General features: G+C 48.6%; 27 protein-coding genes. 17 read left to right on the forward strand and 10 right to left on the reverse strand.

Features of this window, described 5'->3' with window-relative positions:
* Positions 1–3 precede the first annotated feature (3 nt).
* The 9 genes from pabC (at position 4) to ACQUQM_RS06505 (ending at position 7,631) form a co-directional block, all read left to right on the forward strand.
* On the forward strand, positions 4–861 hold the full coding sequence (gene pabC / locus ACQUQM_RS06465) for an aminodeoxychorismate lyase (RefSeq protein ID WP_432473669.1): 858 nt from the start codon (positions 4–6) through the stop codon (positions 859–861).
* A 3-nt stretch (positions 862–864) separates the two neighbouring features.
* Positions 865–1,899, forward strand: a complete 1,035-nt coding sequence (gene mltG, locus ACQUQM_RS06470; protein WP_432473670.1) for an endolytic transglycosylase MltG — start codon at positions 865–867, stop codon at positions 1,897–1,899.
* Positions 1,900–1,925: 26 nt separating this feature from the next.
* Positions 1,926–2,573, forward strand: coding sequence for a dTMP kinase (gene tmk, locus ACQUQM_RS06475; protein WP_432473671.1), 648 nt, complete (start codon positions 1,926–1,928; stop codon positions 2,571–2,573).
* A 39-nt stretch (positions 2,574–2,612) separates the two neighbouring features.
* A complete protein-coding gene (locus ACQUQM_RS06480) occupies positions 2,613–3,638 on the forward strand; it encodes a DNA polymerase III subunit delta' (protein ID WP_432473672.1) in 1,026 nt (341 codons plus the stop codon).
* Positions 3,639–3,767: 129 nt separating this feature from the next.
* The gene (locus tag ACQUQM_RS06485; protein WP_432473673.1) at positions 3,768–4,118 is read left to right on the forward strand and encodes a PilZ domain-containing protein; all 351 of its coding nucleotides are present in this window, start codon (positions 3,768–3,770) and stop codon (positions 4,116–4,118) included.
* Between the two features lie 22 nt (positions 4,119–4,140).
* Positions 4,141–4,920 (forward strand): TatD family hydrolase, encoded by a 780-nt coding sequence (locus ACQUQM_RS06490; protein ID WP_432473674.1) that lies wholly within the window; start codon positions 4,141–4,143, stop codon positions 4,918–4,920.
* 30 nt (positions 4,921–4,950) lie between these two features.
* Positions 4,951–5,853: a radical SAM protein gene (locus tag ACQUQM_RS06495; RefSeq protein ID WP_432473675.1), complete on the forward strand. Its 903-nt coding sequence runs from the start codon at positions 4,951–4,953 to the stop codon at positions 5,851–5,853.
* Between the two features lie 216 nt (positions 5,854–6,069).
* The gene (locus tag ACQUQM_RS06500; protein WP_432473676.1) at positions 6,070–7,170 is read left to right on the forward strand and encodes a malate dehydrogenase; all 1,101 of its coding nucleotides are present in this window, start codon (positions 6,070–6,072) and stop codon (positions 7,168–7,170) included.
* Between the two features lie 56 nt (positions 7,171–7,226).
* The gene (locus ACQUQM_RS06505; RefSeq protein WP_432473677.1) at positions 7,227–7,631 is read left to right on the forward strand and encodes a secondary thiamine-phosphate synthase enzyme YjbQ; all 405 of its coding nucleotides are present in this window, start codon (positions 7,227–7,229) and stop codon (positions 7,629–7,631) included.
* Between the two features lie 47 nt (positions 7,632–7,678).
* Here the strand turns inward: ACQUQM_RS06505 and ACQUQM_RS06510 are convergent, their stop codons facing one another.
* From ACQUQM_RS06510 to ACQUQM_RS06545, 8 genes are all read right to left on the reverse strand, one after another.
* Positions 7,679–8,215 (reverse strand): chemotaxis protein CheW, encoded by a 537-nt coding sequence (locus ACQUQM_RS06510; protein WP_432473678.1) that lies wholly within the window; start codon positions 8,213–8,215, stop codon positions 7,679–7,681.
* Between the two features lie 16 nt (positions 8,216–8,231).
* Complete coding sequence (locus ACQUQM_RS06515) at positions 8,232–9,005, reverse strand: hydroxypyruvate isomerase family protein (RefSeq protein ID WP_432473679.1); 774 nt, start codon at positions 9,003–9,005, stop codon at positions 8,232–8,234.
* Positions 8,998–9,927 carry an NAD(P)-dependent oxidoreductase gene (locus ACQUQM_RS06520; RefSeq protein WP_432474803.1) on the reverse strand — a complete coding sequence of 310 codons (930 nt, stop codon included), beginning with the start codon at positions 9,925–9,927 and terminating at the stop codon, positions 8,998–9,000. The genes ACQUQM_RS06515 and ACQUQM_RS06520 overlap by 8 nt, the downstream gene beginning before the upstream one ends.
* 25 nt (positions 9,928–9,952) lie before the next feature.
* Positions 9,953–10,288 carry a TusE/DsrC/DsvC family sulfur relay protein gene (locus tag ACQUQM_RS06525; protein ID WP_432473680.1) on the reverse strand — a complete coding sequence of 112 codons (336 nt, stop codon included), beginning with the start codon at positions 10,286–10,288 and terminating at the stop codon, positions 9,953–9,955.
* A 1-nt stretch (position 10,289) separates the two neighbouring features.
* Entirely contained in the window at positions 10,290–10,586 is a 297-nt protein-coding gene (gene tusB / locus ACQUQM_RS06530) for a sulfurtransferase complex subunit TusB (RefSeq protein ID WP_432473681.1), read from the reverse strand.
* A gap of 105 nt (positions 10,587–10,691) precedes the next feature.
* Positions 10,692–11,057 carry a sulfurtransferase complex subunit TusC gene (tusC, locus tag ACQUQM_RS06535; protein ID WP_432473682.1) on the reverse strand — a complete coding sequence of 122 codons (366 nt, stop codon included), beginning with the start codon at positions 11,055–11,057 and terminating at the stop codon, positions 10,692–10,694.
* 4 nt (positions 11,058–11,061) lie between these two features.
* Positions 11,062–11,454: a sulfurtransferase complex subunit TusD gene (tusD, locus tag ACQUQM_RS06540; RefSeq protein ID WP_432473683.1), complete on the reverse strand. Its 393-nt coding sequence runs from the start codon at positions 11,452–11,454 to the stop codon at positions 11,062–11,064.
* A gap of 102 nt (positions 11,455–11,556) precedes the next feature.
* A complete protein-coding gene (locus ACQUQM_RS06545) occupies positions 11,557–12,237 on the reverse strand; it encodes a Bax inhibitor-1/YccA family protein (protein ID WP_432473684.1) in 681 nt (226 codons plus the stop codon).
* Positions 12,238–12,529: 292 nt separating this feature from the next.
* Here ACQUQM_RS06545 and ACQUQM_RS06550 point away from each other — a divergent pair, with 292 nt between their 5' ends.
* From ACQUQM_RS06550 to ACQUQM_RS06570, 5 genes are all read left to right on the forward strand, one after another.
* Positions 12,530–13,306, forward strand: a complete 777-nt coding sequence (locus tag ACQUQM_RS06550) for a pseudouridine synthase (RefSeq protein WP_432473685.1) — start codon at positions 12,530–12,532, stop codon at positions 13,304–13,306.
* Between the two features lie 40 nt (positions 13,307–13,346).
* Positions 13,347–14,339: a thioredoxin fold domain-containing protein gene (locus tag ACQUQM_RS06555; protein WP_432473686.1), complete on the forward strand. Its 993-nt coding sequence runs from the start codon at positions 13,347–13,349 to the stop codon at positions 14,337–14,339.
* 111 nt (positions 14,340–14,450) lie between these two features.
* Entirely contained in the window at positions 14,451–15,206 is a 756-nt protein-coding gene (mtnN, locus tag ACQUQM_RS06560; RefSeq protein ID WP_432473687.1) for a 5'-methylthioadenosine/S-adenosylhomocysteine nucleosidase, read from the forward strand.
* A 46-nt stretch (positions 15,207–15,252) separates the two neighbouring features.
* Entirely contained in the window at positions 15,253–16,431 is a 1,179-nt protein-coding gene (locus ACQUQM_RS06565) for a pyridoxal-phosphate-dependent aminotransferase family protein (RefSeq protein WP_432473688.1), read from the forward strand.
* 388 nt (positions 16,432–16,819) lie between these two features.
* Complete coding sequence (locus ACQUQM_RS06570; RefSeq protein ID WP_432473689.1) at positions 16,820–18,859, forward strand: ankyrin repeat domain-containing protein; 2,040 nt, start codon at positions 16,820–16,822, stop codon at positions 18,857–18,859.
* 134 nt (positions 18,860–18,993) lie between these two features.
* Here ACQUQM_RS06570 and ACQUQM_RS06575 read toward each other — a convergent pair whose 3' ends face one another.
* A complete protein-coding gene (locus ACQUQM_RS06575; protein ID WP_432473690.1) occupies positions 18,994–19,536 on the reverse strand; it encodes a TlpA disulfide reductase family protein in 543 nt (180 codons plus the stop codon).
* 99 nt (positions 19,537–19,635) lie between these two features.
* On the opposite strand from ACQUQM_RS06575, the gene ACQUQM_RS06580 reads away from it, so the two are divergent.
* A complete protein-coding gene (locus tag ACQUQM_RS06580; RefSeq protein WP_432473691.1) occupies positions 19,636–20,499 on the forward strand; it encodes an NAD(P)-dependent oxidoreductase in 864 nt (287 codons plus the stop codon).
* Between the two features lie 176 nt (positions 20,500–20,675).
* Entirely contained in the window at positions 20,676–20,816 is a 141-nt protein-coding gene (locus ACQUQM_RS06585; RefSeq protein ID WP_432473692.1) for a hypothetical protein, read from the forward strand.
* 67 nt (positions 20,817–20,883) lie between these two features.
* Here the strand turns inward: ACQUQM_RS06585 and ACQUQM_RS06590 are convergent, their stop codons facing one another.
* Positions 20,884–21,795, reverse strand: a complete 912-nt coding sequence (locus tag ACQUQM_RS06590; protein ID WP_432473693.1) for a DUF1853 family protein — start codon at positions 21,793–21,795, stop codon at positions 20,884–20,886.
* Positions 21,796–21,898: 103 nt separating this feature from the next.
* On the opposite strand from ACQUQM_RS06590, the gene ACQUQM_RS06595 reads away from it, so the two are divergent.
* Positions 21,899–22,213: an excinuclease ABC subunit C gene (locus ACQUQM_RS06595; RefSeq protein ID WP_432473694.1), complete on the forward strand. Its 315-nt coding sequence runs from the start codon at positions 21,899–21,901 to the stop codon at positions 22,211–22,213.
* The last annotated feature ends 20 nt before the right edge of the window (positions 22,214–22,233 follow it).

A 22,233-nucleotide genomic window follows, 5' to 3' on the forward strand; every position in this document is an offset into this window, starting at 1 on the left:
TTTATGGCATCTCTTATCAAATCTCTGGTTAATGGCAATCCCGCAGATCACATTGCGCTGCAGGATCGTGGTTTAGCTTATGGTCATGGTCTGTTCGAGACCATTACGCTCAATAATGGCAGTGCCATCCACTGGTTGCAGCATATGCAGCGCTTGCAATTGGGTGCAGGCCGGCTGGGCATCCCTTGTGACCAGCGCCTCATAGCACAGCTGGATTCTGATCTTCAGCTACTGCTGGCCGAGCAGCTTTCAGCTCCATCCAGGCAGGTACTTAAGATCATTCTTACCCGTGGCGAAGGGGGGCGGGGTTATGCTGTATCTTCTGATATGGCTGTAACCCGGATATTGATGCTGTCCGATTTTCCGGATTACCCCGATCAGCCCGCCAGTAATGGCATCAGAATCCACCTTTGTAAAACCCGCCTTAGTCGCAATCCTCAGCTGGCGGGCATTAAGCATCTGAATCGCCTCGAACAGGTTTTAGCTCGTGCTGAATGGGATGATTCGGATATTCGTGAAGGGCTGGTATGCGACAGTTCAGGCAATCTGGTGGAAGGCACTATGAGTAATCTGTTCTGGGTAACTGATGGTGAACTTTATACGCCTGACCTGACGCAGGCGGGGGTCGCTGGGGTTATTCGTCAGCGTATAATTGAGCTTGCAGGCGATTATTCGATTCCACTGCACGAGGTGTGCGCTGATCTGTCAGTGTTGCAGAGCTGTGATGAGCTTTTTCTCAGCAACAGCGTTATCGGTATCTGGCCGGTTGTGAGTTGTACTGATAAACAGCTGAGCAGAGAGTGGCAAATAGGTAATATAACCCGTCAGTTGCAACAACTGCTGGCGGCGGAAGGAATTTAATTAGTGCGTAAGATAGTCATTTCATTTGTTATCGTTTTGTTGCTTTGTACTGCAGTTTTGTTCGGCAGCTGGCGTGCTCTGCAGAGTTATCTGGATACGCCTCTGGCTATTTCAGCCCCCCAGGTCGCGTTAGTTGAGCAGGGGAGTAGCTTTCGCCGTGTAGCAAACCAACTGGCTCATGAGGGCTATCTGACAAAACCTGACTGGCTGTCTTTTTATGTCCGTATTCGAAAAATTGGTCACCTGCTTAAGGCGGGTGAATATCAGCTTGACCCTGGCACTACTCCAAGACAGCTAATAAAGCAGCTGATTGAGGGTAAAAGCATTACCTATAACTTTACTATTATTGAGGGCTCCACATTCCGGCAACTAAAGGATGCGCTGGCGCAAAGCGCACACCTTAGTCATCAAATTGCAGGGCTGAGCGATGACGAAGTGATGCAGAAGATAGGTCTTAAGGGAAAATTCCCGGAAGGTATGTTTCTGGCAGATACCTATCAATTCCAGCGCGGCATGAGTGATCTGGACCTGCTGCGACGCGCAGCTAAGTTATTACAATCCGAGCTTGAAAGTGCCTGGCAGGGTAAGGCAGAGGCGTTACCGTACAAGAATTCTTACGAAGCGCTGATCATGGCGTCAATAGTCGAAAAAGAGACCGGTTTAAGTAGTGAGCGACCGCTGATTGCCGGCGTGTTTGTGCGACGCATGGATAAGGGGATGAGGTTGCAGACCGACCCCACCGTTATTTACGGCATGGGTGAATCGTATAAAGGCAATATAAGGAGGTCTGACCTGCGTCGGCCAACACCATATAATACCTATACAATCAACGGCTTGCCGCCAACTCCTATTGCGATGGTTGGACGTGAAGCTATCAATGCTGCGCTGCATCCGGAAGACAAAAAGTGGCTCTATTTTGTTGCTAAAGGCGATGGCAGTCACAAGTTCTCAGCGACCCTGGTGCAGCATAACAAAGCGGTACGCGAATATCAGATGAGAAAGCGGCGTAGCGATTACCGTTCAGCACCAGATCAATAAGTCTTCGAAAAGTTTTGGGAAACCGTATGCAAGCAGATAATCGTGGGCGCTTTATTACTCTTGAAGGTACCGAGGGCGTGGGTAAATCCACTAACTTGCAGTTTATTCAGTCGGTTCTTGAACAGTACAAAGTTCAATACCAGCTGACCCGGGAGCCTGGCGGTACCCCTTTAGCTGAAGAGCTGCGCGAGCTACTACTGACGAACCGTGAAGAGCGGGTTGCCGAGGATGCCGAGCTGTTACTGGTGTTTGCCGCCAGAGCACAACACCTTAGTCAGGTGATCCGTCCCGCTCTGGAGTGCGGTGAATGGGTATTGTGTGATCGTTTTACCGACGCCACTTTTGCATACCAGGGCGGCGGTCGCGGATTGGATAATCAACTAATCGCGCAACTTGAGACTACGGTGCAGCGAGGGCTGCAACCCGATCTGACAATATTACTCGATCTTCCGGTTGAAATTGGTTTAGCGCGAGCCCGCCAGCGGGCTGAGCTGGATCGATTCGAGAATGAGCAGATCGAATTTTTTGAGAGGGTCAGGTCAGCTTATCTGAGTCGCGCTGAGTCTGATCCTCAGCGCTTTGCTGTAGTGGATGCCTCCGGTACACTGGAGCAGGTGCAGCAACAGATTCGTGATGTGCTTAGTAAGTACCTCGCAGAAAATCTCGCTAATTGAATTACTCAACAACCATCGGAATAGGGCTGGGCAAATTTCTTGGCTGAGCAAGCGATACACGATCATTGGCAGGACAAGCCTGTCGTTCTTCCCTGGCTGAAGGGGCGTTGGGAGCATCTGCTTGAACTTAACGAGCAGAAGCGCTTGCCCCATGCGCTGCTTATTAACGGCCCGAAAGGCATAGGTAAGGCCTGTTTCTCTCTGGCCCTGGCCAACTTTATGCTTTGTAAGCAGCCTGGGGTGAGTGGCGCCTGCGGCCACTGTCGCAGTTGTGAGTTGACAGGGAGCGGCAATCATCCCGATCTTTTTCAGCTGCAGCCGGAAGAGACAGGTAAAGCGATCAAGGTCGATCAGGTCCGTGAGCTGTCTGAGTTTATCTATTCAACAGCCCAGCAAGGCGGTTATCGGGTTGTTATTGTCGATCCGGCTGATAGCATGAATATCAATGCCGCCAACGCTTTGTTGAAAATGCTTGAGGAGCCGGGCCAGGACACTCTGTTGCTGTTATTAACCCATCGCCCCGGCCAGGTATTACCGACAATTAAGAGTCGTTGTCAGCGTATCGATATGCCGCCTGCTGATAAAGAACTGGCGCGTCAGTGGGTCTCTACTCAATTAGAGCTCAGCGCTGAAGAAGCGGAGCAGTTGCTGGTTATAGCGCATAACTCGCCGTTGCTGGCGATGGCATATAAGCAGGATGATCTGTTGGGTATGCGAGGCAAGGTTTTAAAGGGCCTGGCGGATATCCTTAAGCAGCGCAGCAGTCCGATACAGGTTGCCCAGAGTCTGCATCGGGAAGATCTGGAGCTGATGTTAGGCTGGATCTACGGCTGGTTGCTGGATATTGCCAGGGCTGCGTCTGCCGATGCCGATCCGGCATTGTTACGGCACAATGATGTGCAGAATATGTTGCTGGCGGTGGCGCGTAATGTCGGCTCGCCAAAATTGTTTTTACTGGCTGATCAGGTGCAGGAAGCGCGCAAGGATCTGATGTTCAGGCGCAACCCGAATAAACAGTTATTACTGGAAAGTATTCTTATCCAGTGGCACGCTTTGTTGAGATAAAACGGGAAGAGAATTAAAACCTCCCGGTCTTCTGATGCTGTGATTAATTTGTTGCGTATACAGAGGCTTAGAAAGAGTAGTAAGATATCGATATCTGATAAGAGTATGGTGAAAGGAGGCGAATCGCCTATGTCAGTTGTGCCACGCATGAGTCACGGTATTCTTTCCCTGGCGATCGAGACCAAGGAAGATCTGTACAAGTCTTATATGCCTTATGTATCTAACGGCGGACTGTTTATTCCTACGACCCGTACCTACCAGTTAGGCGAAGAGGTGTTTATGCTTCTCAGCCTGATTGAAGAGGACGATAAGATACCAGTTACCGGCAAGGTTATCTGGGTGACGCCCAGGGCTGCTCAGGGCGGTCGTACGCCGGGTATTGGTATTCAGTTAGCCCAGGAAGATGCCACACTGGTCGGCAAGATTGAGACCTATCTCGCAACGATGCTTAATTCCGGTCGTCGCACTAACACAATGTAAACCTCTGTAAGATTTCCTTTTTATGTTTGTAGACTCGCACTGCCATCTGGACAGGCTGGATCTGTCCGCCCATAACAACTCCCTTGATCCGGTACTTGAAGCTGCGGCTGAGCGAAATGTCAGTCGCATGCTGTGTGTTGCAATCGATATGCAGCTGTTTCCTGAAATGTATAGCAAGGTCGCAGCGCTGGATAACGTATTTGCTTCGGTGGGCGTTCATCCGATGCACGTTGAACAAGGGTTGATAGAAATTGAGCAGCTACTGCAGTACGCGACAGACCCGAAGATTGTCGCATTAGGTGAGACCGGACTGGACTATTTCTACCAGAAAGATAATGCTGAGCTGCAACAGGAGAGCTTTGTTCGCCACCTTAAAGCATCGGCACAATCCCGCTTACCGGTTATTGTACATACCCGTGAAGCCCGTGAAGATACTATCAGCTTGCTCAAGCAGCATGCTGACACCGGCGTTGGCGGGGTGTTGCACTGCTTTACCGAGAGTTGGGAGATGGCCCGGCAAGCGTTGGATCTGAACTACAGCATTTCGTTCTCCGGCATTATTACTTTCCGTAATGCGGCAGAACTGCGTGAGGTTGTGCGCCAGGTGCCGCTGGAAAATATACTGATTGAAACAGATGCGCCATATCTTACTCCAGTGCCGTTCAGGGGTAAGCCTAACGAGCCGCAATACGTGGTTGAAGTAGCCCAGTGTGTAGCTGATATCAAGGGCATCAGCATTGAGCAGGTAGCGGAAATAACAACCGCTAACTTTGATCGCATATTTCCTAAAGCAGCGCTGTAGAAGGTTTTAAATCTGACGGGTATCTGAGTCATGAGCTATCAATATCCTCCGGTCGATTATATAGAGCCGGTGTTTCGTCCGCCCAGTGAAGCAAACTCTCTGATCTTGCAGGTTACCAACGGCTGCAGCTGGAACCGTTGTACCTTTTGTGAGATGTACATTGATCCTCAGAAAAAATTCAAACCCAAAAGCGAGGGCGATGTACTAACTGAGATTGAGCGCTGCGGGCAAAGCCTGGCTGGTGTGCGGCGTGTTTTTCTGGGTGACGGCGATGCCATGGTGCTTTCTTTTAAGCGCCTGAAAGCGATTCTGGAGGCGATCAGGCTGCATCTTCCAGCTGTGACCAGGGTCTCGGCTTATGCCTTACCATCAAACCTCAGAAATAAAACGGTAGAACAGCTTCAGGAGCTACAACAGCTCGGGTTAAAGCTGATCTATGTTGGAGCAGAGAGCGGTGATGATCAGGTGCTCAGTTGTATTGATAAAGGCGAAACCTTCGCTTCCACTCTCGATAGCCTGACTAAAGCAAAGCAGGCAGGCATTAAGACCTCGGTGATGCTGATAAATGGTATCGGCGGGGTGCGATATTCTAAGCAGCATGCGCTGGCTTCAGCACAACTCATTAATCAGGCGCAACCGGATTATCTGGCGACCCTTGTGCTTTTCTCGCGGCGCGGTGATGAACGCTTGATTCAGGGTTATGGGGGGGAATTCAAGACTTTAAGTCAGCGACAGCTATTTCAGGAGATGGAGCTATTTCTGTCTAATTTGAAACTGGAGCGCACCATCTTTCGCAGCGACCATGCTTCTAATTTTCTGGTCCTTAAAGGGGTGCTCAACAGGGATCTTGAAAGCATGTTGACTCAGTTACGCAGAGCGATCGATACCCCGGAAAAAGTGTTTCTCAGAGGTGATTCTCAGCGCTCTCTATAAAATTTTGTTTTCATATTGTGGTTTTTTTCAAATAGTAATATTTACCAGATAATGGCTCAGGCGGTGTCGTTACTGGTCTGAATACGACCTGTAATTATCTAATACCTTAGAGTTATAACAATTCGGTCATATGAACTAGTTACATTATAAGGCCATTGATTTATACTTTTGTATTAGCGTTATCTAATAATAAGCTTATAACTAAAGGTAATATATATGAGAAGGCCAGTTCGAATTGCGGTGACGGGTGCAGCAGGCGCAATCAGCTATAACCTGCTTTTCAAAATTGCAGCAGGGGAGATGATGGGTAAGGATCAGCCGGTTATCCTGCAGCTGATTGAAATCCCTGATGCGATGAACGCCCTGCGCGGCGTTGCCATGGAACTGGAAGATTGTGCTTACCCTCTGCTGCATACGATTACGCTGCACGATAATGTTGAAGATGGCTTCAGTAACTGTCATTACGCCTTGCTGGTTGGTGCAAGACCGCGCGGACCAGGTATGGAGCGACGTGACCTGATGGAGGTCAATGCTGAAATCTTTGCCCGTCAGGGTAAGGCGCTGAACGATTTTGCTAACCGCGATGTAAAAGTCCTGGTTACCGGCAACCCTGCCAATACTAATGCCCTGATCGCCAGCCGTAACGCGCCGGACCTGAGTCCCTCGCAGTTCACTTGTCTGACCCGACTGGATCATAACCGTGCCAAAGGTATGCTGGCTAACCATTCGGGTGCGACTGCCCGGGATATCCGCGGTATTATTATCTGGGGTAACCACTCTCCGACCCAGTACCCGGATCTGCATCAGGCGACAATTCTTGGTGAGCCGGCGATGGCTCAGATCGATACCAGTTGGTACCGGGATGAGTTTATTCCCCGGGTACAGCAACGCGGTAGTGAAATAATTGACGCGCGGGGTTTGTCCAGTGCTGCCTCGGCCGCTCAGGCCATAGTTAATCAGATGCATGACTGGTGCCTGGGCACTGAACCCGGTGAGATCGTTAGTATGGGTATTCTCAGCGACGGTAGCTATGGTATTGAGAAAGGCATTTTCTATTCCTTCCCGGTACGTTGTAACTATGGCCGCTATCAGATTGTGCAGGGAATCGAGATTAACGAGTTCAGCCGTCAGCGGTTAACAGCCACTGAGCAGGAGTTGCTGGATGAGAAAGGGGTTGTGGCGCATCTGCTGCCGCCTGAAACTGAAGCTTCGCATAACAATTTGTCGATCTGTCTGAAGTCCGGCGTAACTTTGTATGCGGATGGGACCGGCCCGGATTCAGAGAGCAAGTTTATGACCACAAACCGGGTATTGTAAGCACGTAAAAACTGCTAATCTGCCCCGCTGAAGATCAACTTTAGCGGGGCTTTTTTATGGGTAGTTATATTACTCTGACAACCGAAGGGCAGGGGCTTTATGAATTCACTGATCAGGTTGCCGGACAAGTTCGCGACAGGGGGATAAGAAACGGCCTCTGTACTCTGTTTATCCAGCATACCAGTGCCAGCCTTACAGTTCAGGAAAACGCCGATCCCAGTGCGCAGCATGATCTGGAAAACTGGTTGAATCGACTGGTACCTGAAGGTGATCCGCTATATACCCATACGTTTGAGGGGCGGGATGATATGCCAGCCCATATTAAGGCCGCACTGACTGCGACTTCATTATCGATACCAGTTATTGACGGTTGTCTGGCGCTGGGGACCTGGCAGGGGGTCTTTTGTTGGGAGCATCGTCATGGCCGACAGCAGCGAAGTATCGCGCTGCATATCGGCTAAGGCGTATAGGGGCAGTTGTTAGCTGGCTGATATCAGGCGACAGTACTCTAGGATCGGAAATCAATTAGCATCTTATCCAGATCCATCAGGATAATCAGCTGCTCATCGCGGTAACAGACCCCCTGAACAAACTGGCGCGTTGCGTCGTCGCGCATTAACCCAGGGGCCCGATCGATCTCGCTTTGTGGCAAATTCAGAACCTCGTCAACGCCATCCACCAGCAGGCCCAGAACCTCCTGATCATCAAACTCGACAACCACGATACGGGTGCTGGTATCGATCTCGTTAGGCGGCAACTTGAATAGTGAACGGGTGCTGACCACTGTAACCACATTGCCCCGCAGGTTGATAATACCCAGTATGCCGGGGGCGGCGCCGGGTACCGGTGTTATTTCGGTGTAACGCAGAACCTCTTTTACCTGCATTACATCGATACCGTACAGCTCTCCGGCGACTCCGAATGTCGCCCATTGGCGGAATATTTCCTGGCTATCCTGTTCCCGGCTGCTGCTTTCGCCCTGCTGGGCTGCCTGGGCAATAGCCTGAATTTGCTGCAGGTAATGGGTAGCGTCATCAATACTCATAAACGGATCCACTCAATCAATAATTAGCCATCCAGCTCAACCCGGGTAGGGTTGTTGTAGCCGGAACATATTCGAGGCTTAACGGGCCTGAGTATCCCATATCGTCTAAAGCATTAAAAATATTGGTGAAATTTAATTCACCAGTTTGGGGTTCATGGCGACCGGGGACGTCAGCGAACTGGATGTGACCGATACGATGCAGATTATTGCGCAGGGTATGGATCAGGTTCCCCTCCATGATCTGCATATGGTAGATATCATATTGCAACTTAAGATTGCTTTGTCCGACCCGGTCAAACAGGTCGAAAGCCTGCTGGCTGTTATGCAGCAGGAAGCCGGGGATATCCTGAGTATTAATCGCTTCAGCTACCAGCTTAATGCCGCTTTTTTCAAGCAGGGCACCGGCATATTTCAGGTTGTCGATAAACGCCTCTTCAGCTTCTCCTGAAGAGCAGCTGGCAGGAGCGATACCAGACAATACATTGATCATGCCGCAATTAAGGTTGCTGGCGTATTGGCAGGCGAGATCTAAGCCCTGGCGAAACTCCTCAAGGCGCTCAGGATGGCAGGCTATGCCGCGTTCGCCTGCAGCCCAGTCTCCTGCCGGAGCGTTGATCAGTATCAGTTGCAGATCGTTAGTATCAAGCTGTTGCCTGATCTGTTCGATGCTCAGTTCATAAGGAAACTGGATCTCGACTTTTCTGAACCCCGCTTGTGCTGCGGCCTGAAAGCGTTCAATCAGCGGCAGCTCAGTGAAAAGCATACTAAGATTTACGGCGAAATCAGGCATTGCTGTCCTCCATCTCTGTATGGGCGGGGGACTTAGTACGTTTGTCGCTGAGCCGGCGATCACCATTAAGCAATTCCAGCTGCAATAGTAAGCCGCTGTGATCGACCTCTTCGAAGCCTTTGTTAACCAGTTCCAGGTATTGATCGTGAGTTTGCTGTGCCAGCGGCAGGGTTAGTTGCTGGGCTCGCGCCGTATCAAGTATGGTGCGCAGATCCTTCAGCTGTACCCGAGAGGTTGCTCCCGGCGTGAATTCACGGTCGATCATTCTCTGACCATGCAGCTCCAGAATCCGGCTGCTGGCAAAGCCACCCATCAGGGCTTCTCTGACCGCTTCCGGGTTAGCGCCGCCTTCAGCGGCTAACAGCAATGCCTCTGAGACGGCGCCTATGGTGATTCCTACGATCGCCTGGTTAGCGCATTTGGCAAGCTGTCCTGATCCTGCAGGGCCGATATAGGTGGCTTTCCCCAGCGTGTTAAATAGTGGCTGGCAAAGATCGAATACTGAGCTGTTGCCGCCAGCCATAATGGCGAGGCTGGCATTCTGGGCACCCACTGTGCCACCAGAAACGGGTGCGTCCAGATAATTGATGCCAGCGTCACAGAACAATCGGCTATGCTGTTTGGCCTGCTCCGGAGGGATGGAGCTCATATCGATTACGGTTGCACCTTTTTTATAATCACTTAGCTGGGCCTGGTGTAACAGGACCTGATCGACTATCGGTCCGTTTTCAAGCATTGAGATGATGAAGTCGGCACCGGATACCGCCTCAGCGGGGCTATCAACGATCCGGGCGCCTGAGCTACATAAAACTTCGGCTTTCGCTTTAGTCCGATTCCAGACCGTCAGATCAAAGCCTGCCTGAAGCAGGTTGCTGGCCATTGGCAGGCCCATAAGGCCGATACCGAGAAAGGCAACTTTCATCATATGCTCCGCTAATAGTATTTTTTCAAAGACAGTTGGTCGGTTTGGGTAATCCGGCGATTTTGCTGGTCAGTTTTGCCGGGCTGCCGGGAAATAGTGACATAAGGTAGATACTCTTACCCTTGTCAGGCCCTAATTCATTCGCGACTGCTTTAACCAGTGGGCGCATTGCGGGTGAGAGTTCGAATTTCTGGTAAAACGCTCGCAGCACATTAAGGATCTCCCAGTGGGCATCGGTCAGCGCGATACCTTCCTGCAGGGCAATTTGTTCGGCAATTGCCGGCGTCCAGTCGGTCATTTCTCTGAGATAACCTTCACTATCCTGAGGTATCAGCTGACCATCGATCATAATCTCAGTCATATCAGAACCAGCTCACGACTTTGTCATGCTGGCAGCTGAGCGCTACAAAGTCATCGTAGTCGATAGATTGGAAATCAGGGTTCTGATCCTGCTGCAGCCCTCTGGCTTGCGCATCGGCGAGTAAAACATAGCATTTAATCGAGCCTGGCAGGCACGTGAAATGAATAGCGTAGCCTGGCATTGCGGCGTAGGCTCCGTTTTCTATCAATAGCAGGGCGTCGCCGTCGCTAAGCGAAGCCAGGCAGTCTTTCAGTGCACTGCTTTCACCGGGGGTCTTATTTACTGTGTGTAATGTCATATCAGAAACTCAAAAGCTCAACTTTTTTGGAAGCCCAATAAACTAGAAGCTCGGCTTTGTAAAAAACAATGAGCCAGAAGCTCGGCTATTTAGAAAACCCATGAGCTAGAAGCTCATAATGTGATCATGTTGCCTGATCAGACCGGCAACTTCATTGTCTTCAAGTAGCTCGATTTTGAGCTGGACCATGGCCGGATCGATACCCCGCTCACTAAAGGCCCTGCGGCTGGCATAAAGCTGGTCAATATCATACATCTCCAGCATCGCCAGATTGGCTGACAGGTTCTTCTGGCCAATCGCTTGCGTGTTATGCTCTGGCAACAGTTGCAGAATACCGTCATCCATAAACAGCAGGCTCAGCGGTTGTTCGAATACCGAAGTAGTCAACGCGACATCCAGAGCGTCACGGGCGGCGCTGCTGCCATAAGGTGCTTTGCGGTTGATAATCAGAAACGATTTTTTTGCAGTCATAATGTCAGGCCCCGAATGTAATGACCCGGTCAGAAACGATACCAGCTTCGACTAGCTGACCCAGACCTGAAAGGGTGAAGTTTTCTGCCAGATTGCCAGTCTCTTTTTCGTAGCGCCTTGCTTCATTATCATCCATTATTCCGCGTCGCACCGCAGCCGCAATACAGACCACCAGATCGAGATTGTGCTGCTGAGCCAGTTGGCTCCAGTTTTGTGGAATATTGGTTTCATCCTGGGGTGGTGCGGCAAGAGATGATGCGGTATGCACTGCATCAGCATAAAAAAATACCCGGTGAATCTGATGGCCCTGGCTGAGTGCGCTGGTCGCGAATCGAAGGGCCGTATCGGCAGATTGACTGCTATAAGGCGCGCCGGTAATTACGATAGAAAAGATCATAAATAATTGAAATCTATAAAATTAAAAAAGCCCTGCAATCTTAGCAAAGAATGCAGGGCTTGGGGTGTAGTTTTCAGTATATGAAACGCTGACTTTAGATGCTTAGTCGTCGTTCAGGAAGCCAACCAGGCTCAGCAAGTGGATAAACAGGTTAAAGATACTGGTATACAGACCGACTGTCGCCATGATGTAGTTGGTGTAAGTTCCGTTAACAATGTTGCTGGTGTCATAAATGATGAAACCTGACATCAACAGAACTATAACAGCAGAAAATGCCAGATTCAGCGCGGGAATATGAATACCGAAAAATGGCAGTACCAATAGTATTACCATAGCTACCAGCGCCATCATCATGCCCGCAGCCAGGAAGCCGCCCATGAAACTGAAATCTTTCTTACTGGTTAGAACGTAAGCTGACAGACCCAGGAATGTTGCAGCCGTCATGCCCAAAGCGGTCATAACTATCTGACCACCATTAGCCATTGCCAGGTAGTTGTTGAGAATAGGGCCAAGTGCAAAACCGAATAGTCCGGTAAAAGCGAAAACCAGCGGCAGTGCTGCGGCACTGTTCTGCTTTTTAGCGATAACGAACGATAAGATCATACCAACAATGAGTGCGCCTATTGCCAGAATCATTGGCGGATTAATGATCATGGAGATACCGGCGGTAACGGCACTGAACACCAGTGTCATGGCCAGTAGCATGTAGGTGTTACGAATCACCTTGTTAGTCGCCAGAATAGAAGGTTCTGAACGGACCGTCATAGTATCAATATTACGCATTTTATCCCTCTGAAATATAAGGCTTAGTGCCTTGCATTTTTAATAGTTCAATTGTCTATATATATAGGTTTTTCTGCTAAATTCAACTGTAAATGCATTTCTTATATTCGTGTGGCACGAGTATAACCATTTACAAAGCGCAACAGGTTAAGTGTTCGACCCCGTTCAGGCGACAGAGTTCGACATGAAAACAAAAACTTATCCTGCTAAGCTTCGCGACCTTAGTAGTTCTAAGCCCAACTACAGATCTAACTACAGATCTAACTATAGACCTAACTACAGCGGACCGATGATGTACGAGATAAAAGTTTTGTTTGAGGACGAGCATTATTTTGCGATAGATAAGCCCTCCGGTTTACTGGTGCATCCGAGCCCAATTGAGCGCCGGGCGCCTAACGCGATCGCTTTAATTCAGGAACAGCTTGGATTTAAGGCTTACACCGTACATCGCCTGGACCGCCCAACCTCCGGTGTGCTGGTGTTTGCCAAGCACTCTGAAGCGGCTAACCGGTTAAACATATGCTTTGCTGAGCGTCGTATTGAAAAAACCTACCTCTGCGTCTGTCGTGGTTATACCGATGAAGAGGGGATTGTCGATCACCCGTTGAAAGAGATTATCGATAAAGTGGCCGATAAAAAGGCAAACCCTAACAAACCGCCAAAAGATGCCGTTAGCTACTATAAACGGTTGGCGACAGTTGAGTTGCCAATACCGGTCAGTCAGCACCCCACATCACGTTACTCACTCGTTGAAGTAAAACCGAAAACCGGCCGTAAACACCAGATACGGCGTCACCTGAAACATCTGTTTCACCCTCTGGTTGGTGATACTAAGCATGGTGATGGTCGGCATAACACAATGTTTCGTGATAATTTCGGCCTGGATCGCCTGCTATTAATGGCGACGGAACTTACTTTTATTCACCCCTATACCGAGCAGGTTCTGACCATCAAGGCGCCGGTTACCCCCTGGGTTGATCAACTATTTACCCGGTTTGGCTGGCAGGGGCTGTACCCGGCGGCTGAGGTCTCTGCAGACATGCCAGCTTCAGAAGCTGAGCTACACTGATTATCCAACCAGTAACGGCGTTTAGTGAAAGAGGGGCAGAATGAAATATTGGCTTTTGTCGTTACTGTTGTTGCTGTCGCTACCTGTCGCAGCAGGACGAGATGGAAAACAGGTGGCAGAGCCCGTCTTTAAGCAACAACTGACTGTGTTGGAGCGGGAGAGTGAAATCCCTCAGCCAGACTGGTTCAAGGATAGCTTTCTGGATCTGGGCGAAGATCTGGCTGAGGCCGCGCAGGCAGATAAGTTATTGGTTCTGTATTTTCATCAGGCTGGTTGTCCCTATTGCTACAATCTGATCACACGCGTGTTTGCTGATCCCCTGATCAGCAAACGTATGCAATCCGACTACGACTTGATTGCCCTCGATCTTTGGGGTGATCGCATTATCACGTTGCCCGGCGGTGAAGAGATCAGCGAGAAAGAACTCGCGGTGCGGCTGCGTGTTCAGTACACCCCGACACTGATTTTCTTATCTGAGGATACGACTCCTCAGCTACGTATAGATGGCTACCGTCCTGCAGGTAATTTTCTGGCGCAGCTGGAAAGGCTGGGCGAGCCAGCACCAGAAACTGTCAGGAAAGGAGCCACCGCCCCGGCTACAACTATAGATATGGTTAGCGATGGTCGTCCCTTGGCGCTTGAATTTGTGACGGATGAATGCGGCCAGTGTCTGCACTTTGAAAGCGATGTTCTGGAGCGAAGCGATACCCGCCAATTAATTTCCGGTTATCGGCATATTCGCATCAATATTTCAGGTAATCCGCTTTTAAAGCTGCCATCCGGCGAGGAGATAAGGGCAGCGGAATGGGTTGCGCGACTCGGACTGAGCTATTATCCGGCCTGGCTGCTATTTGACGATTCGGGTGAGGAGCAGTTAAGGATTGACTCCTATGTGCGAGCCTTTCACTTTAATAGCGCGCTGGATTATGTAGCCGGTAAATCCTATCTGAAGCAGCCCGAGTTCCAACGCTTTATCAATGCCCGGGGTGACCGATTACGTGCCCGGGGCAAAACAGTCCATATTCTTGATTAAAATCTTATCAATAAGGATGAAATAGCGCCGTCAGCTGTTTTTTCGGCGGTTTAAATTGCGTATCCTTAAACCTTTATATTTCCACCTATCAACGTAATGGAAACACGCCGAATGAGCACGCAAACCTCCTTTGCTGAACGCCTGACTGAGCAGGCAAAACTAAAGATTGGCATTATTGGGGCTATGGATGAAGAGGTTGAGTTGCTTAAGGAGACCCTTGAGGAGCGCGAGGACCATCTGATTGCCGGTTACAGCTTATATACCGGTAAGATGCACGGCGTTGAGGTTGTCCTGCTTAAATCGGGTATTGGTAAGGTTAACGCGGCAATCGGCACTACGCTGCTGCTACAAGAGTTCCAACCGACCTGCGTCATAAATACCGGTTCTGCAGGCGGATTTGCTGAAGAACTGGAAGTGGGTGATGTGGTGATTTCCTCGGAAGTACGGCACCACGATGTAGATGTTACTATCTTTGGCTATGAGCCGGGCCAGGTGCCAGGCTTACCCGCAGGCTTTACTCCCGATAGCTATCTTGCTGATATCGCTGAACGTTGCATCTCTCGTATGGAGGGTATGAAAACCGTACAGGGGCTTATTGCGACCGGTGATTCATTTATGAATTGTCCTGAACGTGTCGCTAAAACCCGGGAAAACTTCCCTACAATGAAGGCTGTAGAGATGGAAGCGGCGGCAATTGCCCAGACCTGCCACCAGTTTGATATTCCATTCATTGTGATCCGTGCGTTGTCTGACATTGCTGGCAAAGAATCGGACCAGTCGTTCGAAGAGTTCCTGGTTGTTGCGGCTAAGCATTCTGCGGAGATGGTAATGACAATGGTTCAGAGCATCGCCACAGAAGCGGCCTGAGCCAAAAAGTCTCATAAATACTAAATATAAAGAGCGACAGATTATTATGACTCAATCTTTTCACCCGCCTGTCAGAACCCTGATGGGGCCAGGCCCCTCCGATGTTAGTCCTCGGGTTTTGGCGGCGATGGCGAGACCTACCATTGGCCATCTGGACCCTGAATTTATCCGTATGATGGATGAACTTAAGCAGATGCTGCAATATGCCTTTAAAACAGAAAATGCGTTGACTATGCCTGTCTCGGCACCGGGTTCTGCCGGCATGGAAGCATGTTTTGTTAACCTGGTCGAGCCGGGTGACAAGGTGATTGTTTGCCAGAATGGCGTGTTTGGCGGCCGCATGAAAGAGAATGTGGAGCGTTTCGGCGGTATCGCAATCATGGTTGAGGATGATTGGGGCAAGCCGGTTGATCCGATTAAGGTTGAAGCTGCTTTTGCTGCCAATTCGGATGTGAAAGTACTGGCATTTGTCCATGCGGAAACCTCGACGGGCGTTATGTCCGACGCTAAAGCTCTCTGCGAGATCGCCCGTAAGCATAATGCTCTGACAATCGTGGATACCGTAACCTCCCTGGGTGGCAGTGAGTTGGATGTTGATGGCTGGGGTATCGATGCGGTCTATTCAGGGACGCAAAAGTGCCTGTCATGCCCGCCGGGAATCTCACCGATAAGCTTTAGCGAACGGGCGGTTGCCACCGTTGCAGCCCGCAAAAGTAAAACGCCTAGCTGGTTCCTAGATAAAAAATTAGTAATGGGCTACTGGGGAGGGGGTGCGAAACGAGCTTACCACCACACAGCGCCCGTAAACTCGCTGTATGCTTTCCATGAAGCATTAGTGATGCTGGAAGAAGAAGGACTGGAAAATTCCTGGGCGCGTCACAGTCATCACCATAATGCGTTGCGGGCGGGTCTTGAGGCGATGGGGATTAACTTCCTGGTAGATGAAGAGTACCGTTTGCCTCAGCTCAATTCAGTATTTGTACCGGCGGGTGTCGATGAAGCCGAAGTGCGTAGTCGCCTGCTGCAGGATTACAATCTTGAAATTGGTGCCGGGCTTGGTGCTCTGGCCGGTAAGGTCTGGCGTATCGGCCTGATGGGTGCTGCCTGCAACAAGAGGAATGTATTGTTCTGTCTGTCTGCGCTGGAAAGTACATTAGCGCAAATGGATGCGCCTATTTCTGTTGGAAAGGCGCTGCCAGCGGCTCAGTCGGTTTATAACGACTAAATTTAAAACAGTCAGGCTATTTACTATTTTATAGTTAGTAAAGTTTATTCCTAAGCGGTTCACAGTAGTGGACCGTTTTGCGTTCAGATATAAAGAGTACTTTTGTCGCCATAGTAGGATTTTCAGAGGACACGCAAAGGTCAAAGAGGGCGTATTTGTCGAGGGTATACCTGACCCCTTATTAATGGTAATCAGCAGCAGGAAATATCTTTTGTAATATTGAAGACGGGAGCAAACACTTCTTCAATACCTTCGAACAGTAAGTTACCACGATTCTTAAGAGGGCTTGATACAATTTCCGTCATAACAATTAAAGGCGAAATCATGTGCTATTGTTACCTGAGCTTGCAGTAAAAAGCAGAAACAAAATATCAACGAGGGATCGGTTATGTTTCGGCCATTTCTTAGACAACTGCTGTTTAGCTTTGGGGTTTTATTTTTTTCTCTGTCAATTTCAGGTCCTTCGACTGCCGGCGCAACCGCCCTGAAATCTCTTAAAATTCAAGATGTAAGTTATTTCTCAGCTACGCTGGAGTTTGAGTTTTTTCTGTCTGAGCAGTATGAAAATAGCTACCTGACAATTGATCTCCCAATATCATCAAAATTTGCTACCTTCAGGCAGTTGAAGCCGGGTTTGAATAAGTTTGTAATGACCGTCGCCAGGACAAATTTACGTGATTATGCCATTACGACACAAAGCATAACCTTTAATGTTCATCAGGGTGACATGCATTCAATGATGACGGATGGTGGTGATGAGGCATTTTATTCTAAGACCCTGAAGAGGGTGATAATGTGGCCCGGACCGGAAGAAACTGTCGAAAAACTGATAGGCAGCCCTAAAGCTGCATATGATTTCAGTTCAATTTCACACCTATATCTTAATGTTAACAAGAAAACAGCTGATTCTCTGGTTAAAAAACTGCTGCTCGTTGGCATGCCCATCACTAAGATTTTTCCAGGCAAAAGCCGGCGTACAGGAACGACAGCAAGTATAACGCTAGGGACTGAGCTGGGCTTCGCGCTAAGCAGGAAGCTCGTTTCAATACTTCTTTCTGAAATAGAGAGTGTTGCCTGGGTTCAGGCTAAAGAGCAAATTAGTAGATCATCTGTTTATGTGAATATAGTGGGATTCATGCCGCCCCCAGAAATGCGAGAACCAGGTGATATGACAGAAGAGCAATATGCAATCTTACTAAATGGAGATGCGAGTAAAGAACAGTTTAATGCAATTATTGGATTCCCTCATTCTGATGATGCTGATGAAAGCATTTTGCTCTATTCCACTGCCCGTAATTTATTAGATAATGCAGACAGAGGAAATCTGGCCAAGGCGAAATCGCTACTAGATAAACTGATTCGTAAGAGACCGGGTTTTGCGCCGGCTTACCTGCAATTGGCTCGGTTCCATATGAAAAGTAATTGGCCAGGTGGGCTTAATAAAGCTGAGGAGCTGATTCTGATTGCCCGAAAGCTCGAACCCGAACTTGACGATGTTAATGTATTACTGGGTTATGTGTACAGCAATCAAGGGCGCTTCAGTGAAGCAGAAAGAGAGTTTAAAAGAGCTTTAACTTTAGGCTCTGATAATCTTTGGCTCTACGCTAACTGGGGGCTTTATTATCAACTACAGGGGTTATCGCAACAAGCACTTGAGATGTATTTGAAGACATTGAAAAAGGAAGCAAATAATAAGTCTGATAAGAAAGCTAAGCGCTGGGTTTATAAGCATAGCGCAATGTTTAAAACCCTGGTGTCTTTACAAAAATATAATAAGGCAGATTCTTTATATGATAGCTATCGCGATGAATTTCCCGAAGATCGATGCATATTGCAACAAAAAGCGGCATTGCGTTTGTACTATTTCAAGGACTATAAAGGAGCAATCAATTATTACATGAAATCACAAAGCGCGGGATGTATGAGCAACACGCCTGTTCTTGCGCTGGCTTACTACCTGCAGTGGCACGGTAGGTTAAAACTGAATGATAGTTCATCGGAACTGGAAAACACCTTTTATAAGGCAGAAGCATTTGCTCCGGAAGACGGGTATTTGCTGTATGCTGCAGCAGTTGCTGATGGTACTTCTTTTCTAGTACCCGTACTGATTAATAAAGGTAAAAATATTAACCATGAAGATCAGCGGGGAATGACAGCGTTATTGTATAGCATCGTTGAGCAGAATCTGCCCGCTGCCACAGTATTACTGGAAAATGGAGCTGACCCCAGTAAGGTTTCAGACAAGCAGTTGTTTTTTCCTTTGATTTTTGCGATACAGACGCAGAATATCGATATGGTCAGGTTATTGTTACGATACAATGCCGATCCTTCAGTTCAGCTACCCAATGGATCTACGCTTGAAATATTTGCCAGACAGATGGGCTTAAATAAAATAGCAAATCTATTGCAAAAGGGTGACGTCACCTAACGTGAAACAAGGCAGTTCACATTGTGGAAGTAATAGCATTTCTGACAAAATGAACATCATAATAAAAGAGCTTGCCCCTTGTGCCGGGTTAGTATCTATTAAGCCAGTAATGCAAGTGAAGGTTTGAAAATTTCTTACTCGGCCTGTTGATCGCTCAATAAATTCTTCAGTGCTGCCACATTGTCAGGATGATCCCATTCCCGGGCTCCAACTATTTTTTCAAGGATATTACCCTTGGCATCTAACAGAAAACTGGATGGCATACCGGCAATATTCAATGCGCGAAATGCTACGCCTTTTTCATCCAGATAGACCGGCAGCGAAAACTCAAATTCACGTTCAAGTAAGAAACTTTCTACTGTCGTAGGAGTTTGCCCCATGTTGACAGCGATAACCTGGAACCGATCTTCACTGAACCGATTCTGCAGGCTTTGCATCGATGGCATCTCTTTGATGCAGGGAGGGCACCAGGTAGCCCAAAAATTTAGCAGCACGACCTTGCCCTGATAGGCATTCAGATCGACGATATTGCCTTCCAGATCAGTCACCTGAAGTTGGTCATAAACGCTTTCGGTCGCTTTCACTTGCAGGCTGAAACTGCAAAGAATTATCGAAAATAACGCTGCAATAGCGGTTGATGCCTTAAAGCGAGGTAGTGTATATAAACTCAGAATCATATGTATAAGACACCGTATTTAAGGGTTTTTCCTGATCAGTTATTACCATAGAATGTTTTTAATCATAACAATAGTCAGTATCAGGTTGGAGTGTTAAAGATGAAAGTTGCATTTATCGGTCTGGGAACGATGGGTTATCCGATGGCAGGTCATCTGGCCCGGGGTGGCCATGAAGTCACTGTGTACAACCGCACGGCAGTGAAGGCGGAACAGTGGTTGGGTGAGTACGGTGGTCGTTCTGTTGCTACTCCTGCAGAAGCTGCCCAGGGTGCTGAAATAGTTTTTACCTGCGTCGGCAACGATGATGATCTGCGTGAAGTTGTGACCGGTGTTGATGGAGTGTTCAGCAGCATGTCTGGCGGTGCGATTCTGGTCGATCATACGACGGCATCTGCTGAAGTTGCCCGTGAGCTTTCCGTGATTGCTGATGAAAGAGGTTTCGGTTTTCTGGATGCACCGGTATCCGGAGGTCAGGCTGGAGCGGAAAACGGCGTACTCAGTGTTATGGTGGGTGGCGAGCAAACAACATTTTCCAGCGCTGAGCCGGTTATCGATTGCTTCGCTAAATCGATCCGCTTACTGGGCCCTGCGGGCAGTGGTCAGCTCGCAAAAATGGTTAACCAGATCTGTATCGCCGGGTTGGTACAGGGGCTTTCTGAAGGTGTCCACTTTGCCAAGCAGGCGGGTCTTGATGCGGAAGCTGTATTTGATGTAATACAGCATGGCGCGGCGGGTTCATGGCAGATGGTAAATCGTAACCAGACTATGATCGCCGATCAGTTTGATTTTGGTTTTGCCGTTGACTGGATGCGTAAAGACCTGAAAATCGCTTTGGATGAGGCGCGCAGCAATGGCTCCCAGCTACCGGTCACCGCTTTAGTTGATCAGTTTTACGCCGAAGTTCAGAAAATGGGTGGCAATCGTTGGGATACCTCCAGCCTGGTTAAGCGTCTGGAGCAGTAGCGTTCAGTGAAAGAGCATCGCTTATGGCTGTTACCGTGGCGGAATAGTGCTATATACCTATTGAGCCTGTTGCAGGATGCTCTATAATCAGCCGCCATAACACTTAAGCACAAAATATAACCAATATTATAATCTGGCCGGCGTTAAGGCGCTGGCCAAACAATGAGGACAGTTCTATGGCTGATAAATACAGCATGATCTCTTTTGTACCGAGCGTGGTACTTGTTGCAGTGATGATCGTGGGTACTTTTGCTGCGATCTCTTTTATCAAGAAAAACATCGCTAAAGATGCAGCTGCGGCGAAAGTCGCTAAATAATCGCTTAGAATGATAAAAAGGGCAGTTGATACTGCCTTTTTTTTGCTCTTTTTTTGCTCTTTTTTTACTAAGGGGCGAGCTGCCAGTTATCCGGTACCAGGAATCCTCGGCTACGTTCACGCCACACATTACTCTGGGTATCTTTAGTTAATTCGGCGATCAGTAGTGGTGTACTCAGATCAGACATAACATTAACCAGTTCTGCGTGACTCATGCTGTCGTGGTATTTAACCCTGGCTGTGGCCAGCCACTGTGGCTTCATCAGTACTCTGTAACGTACCTTGTCGGATGATAATAGATCGCATTGTGATACTTTAAGCCACCAACCCCGAGCATGATCAGGATTAAGTGGTTCGATAACCGGAAAGTCCTGCCAGTGTGCGTAAGGGTAAAAAAGGTATCCTTTGAGCAGCAGGCTACGGCGGTCTGGCATCAGATCCAGTGCTTCGGCCTGATCGCTACCAGCTGATGTCTGGGATAACCGGAGCTGATGGTCCATTAAACGATTCCATTTCCGTTCCAGGCAGTCGGTACGGTTAGGTCCGATAAAGCCGGCGAGACCTTCGCTGCTATCTGTACCGCTAAACAGATAGAACTTCACTGCCGTTTCAAGGTGAATCTTCTCGCCACTTTGTAGGCGTATCAGGAAATCATATTCACCAACGGTGGTTTTGTCTTTGCAAACCTGAATGTTACTTTTTAATTCAGAGGGTTGAATGAAGTTTTTCAGGTAGATTCTAACCAGATCTTCAAAATAATATCCGAGTCGGTAGCTGGCTTGCTGGCGCAGTTTGCAGATCAGGCGGTTGGGATGTTGGTCGAAATAAGTAAGCTGATCATGGAGATGAGGATAATCAAACAGCCAGTCAGCACGAAGGCTTTCGGGTAGGTTTACCAGTCCGGGACTATGTATCAGCCAGGCCAGATCACGAACGATTTCATGACGGTAGTCAGCGAAGCTATCAGGTAATGTACTCATAACCAAAGCATAGGTTCACATTGTTGGGAAAAGCTCATAAAGTAGTACTGAACTGAACCTTAGGTTTCCTAACTTTATTCTATTTCAGGTGGTAAGTCTTCTTATGCTCGTAAAATCCCGCGCTTCTGGTACAGATATTCCTCTGAACGAACAGGACCGTCACCCGCTGATGAGTGAGTCCGACATTAATACCATATTGCTGAACGGTGCGCAGATCTCCCTGACCAAGCTGAAACGAGCGCGAAGCTTTGATGCCCGGTTGTATTACTATGCGGAAATTGGCGTGTTTCTTGAGGTTACTTTGTCCCGTGGCGCTGGCATTACCGATGCTACCCGGGAAGAACTCGAAGAAATTCATAAAGAGGCGACTCACATCCATATGGATGCTAATAAGTTATTGAATATCCTTGAGGAATAGAATGTGGCGCAGTTAGAATA

The organism is Amphritea sp. HPY, assembly GCF_050870985.1.
Lineage (GTDB): Bacteria > Pseudomonadota > Gammaproteobacteria > Pseudomonadales > Balneatricaceae > Amphritea.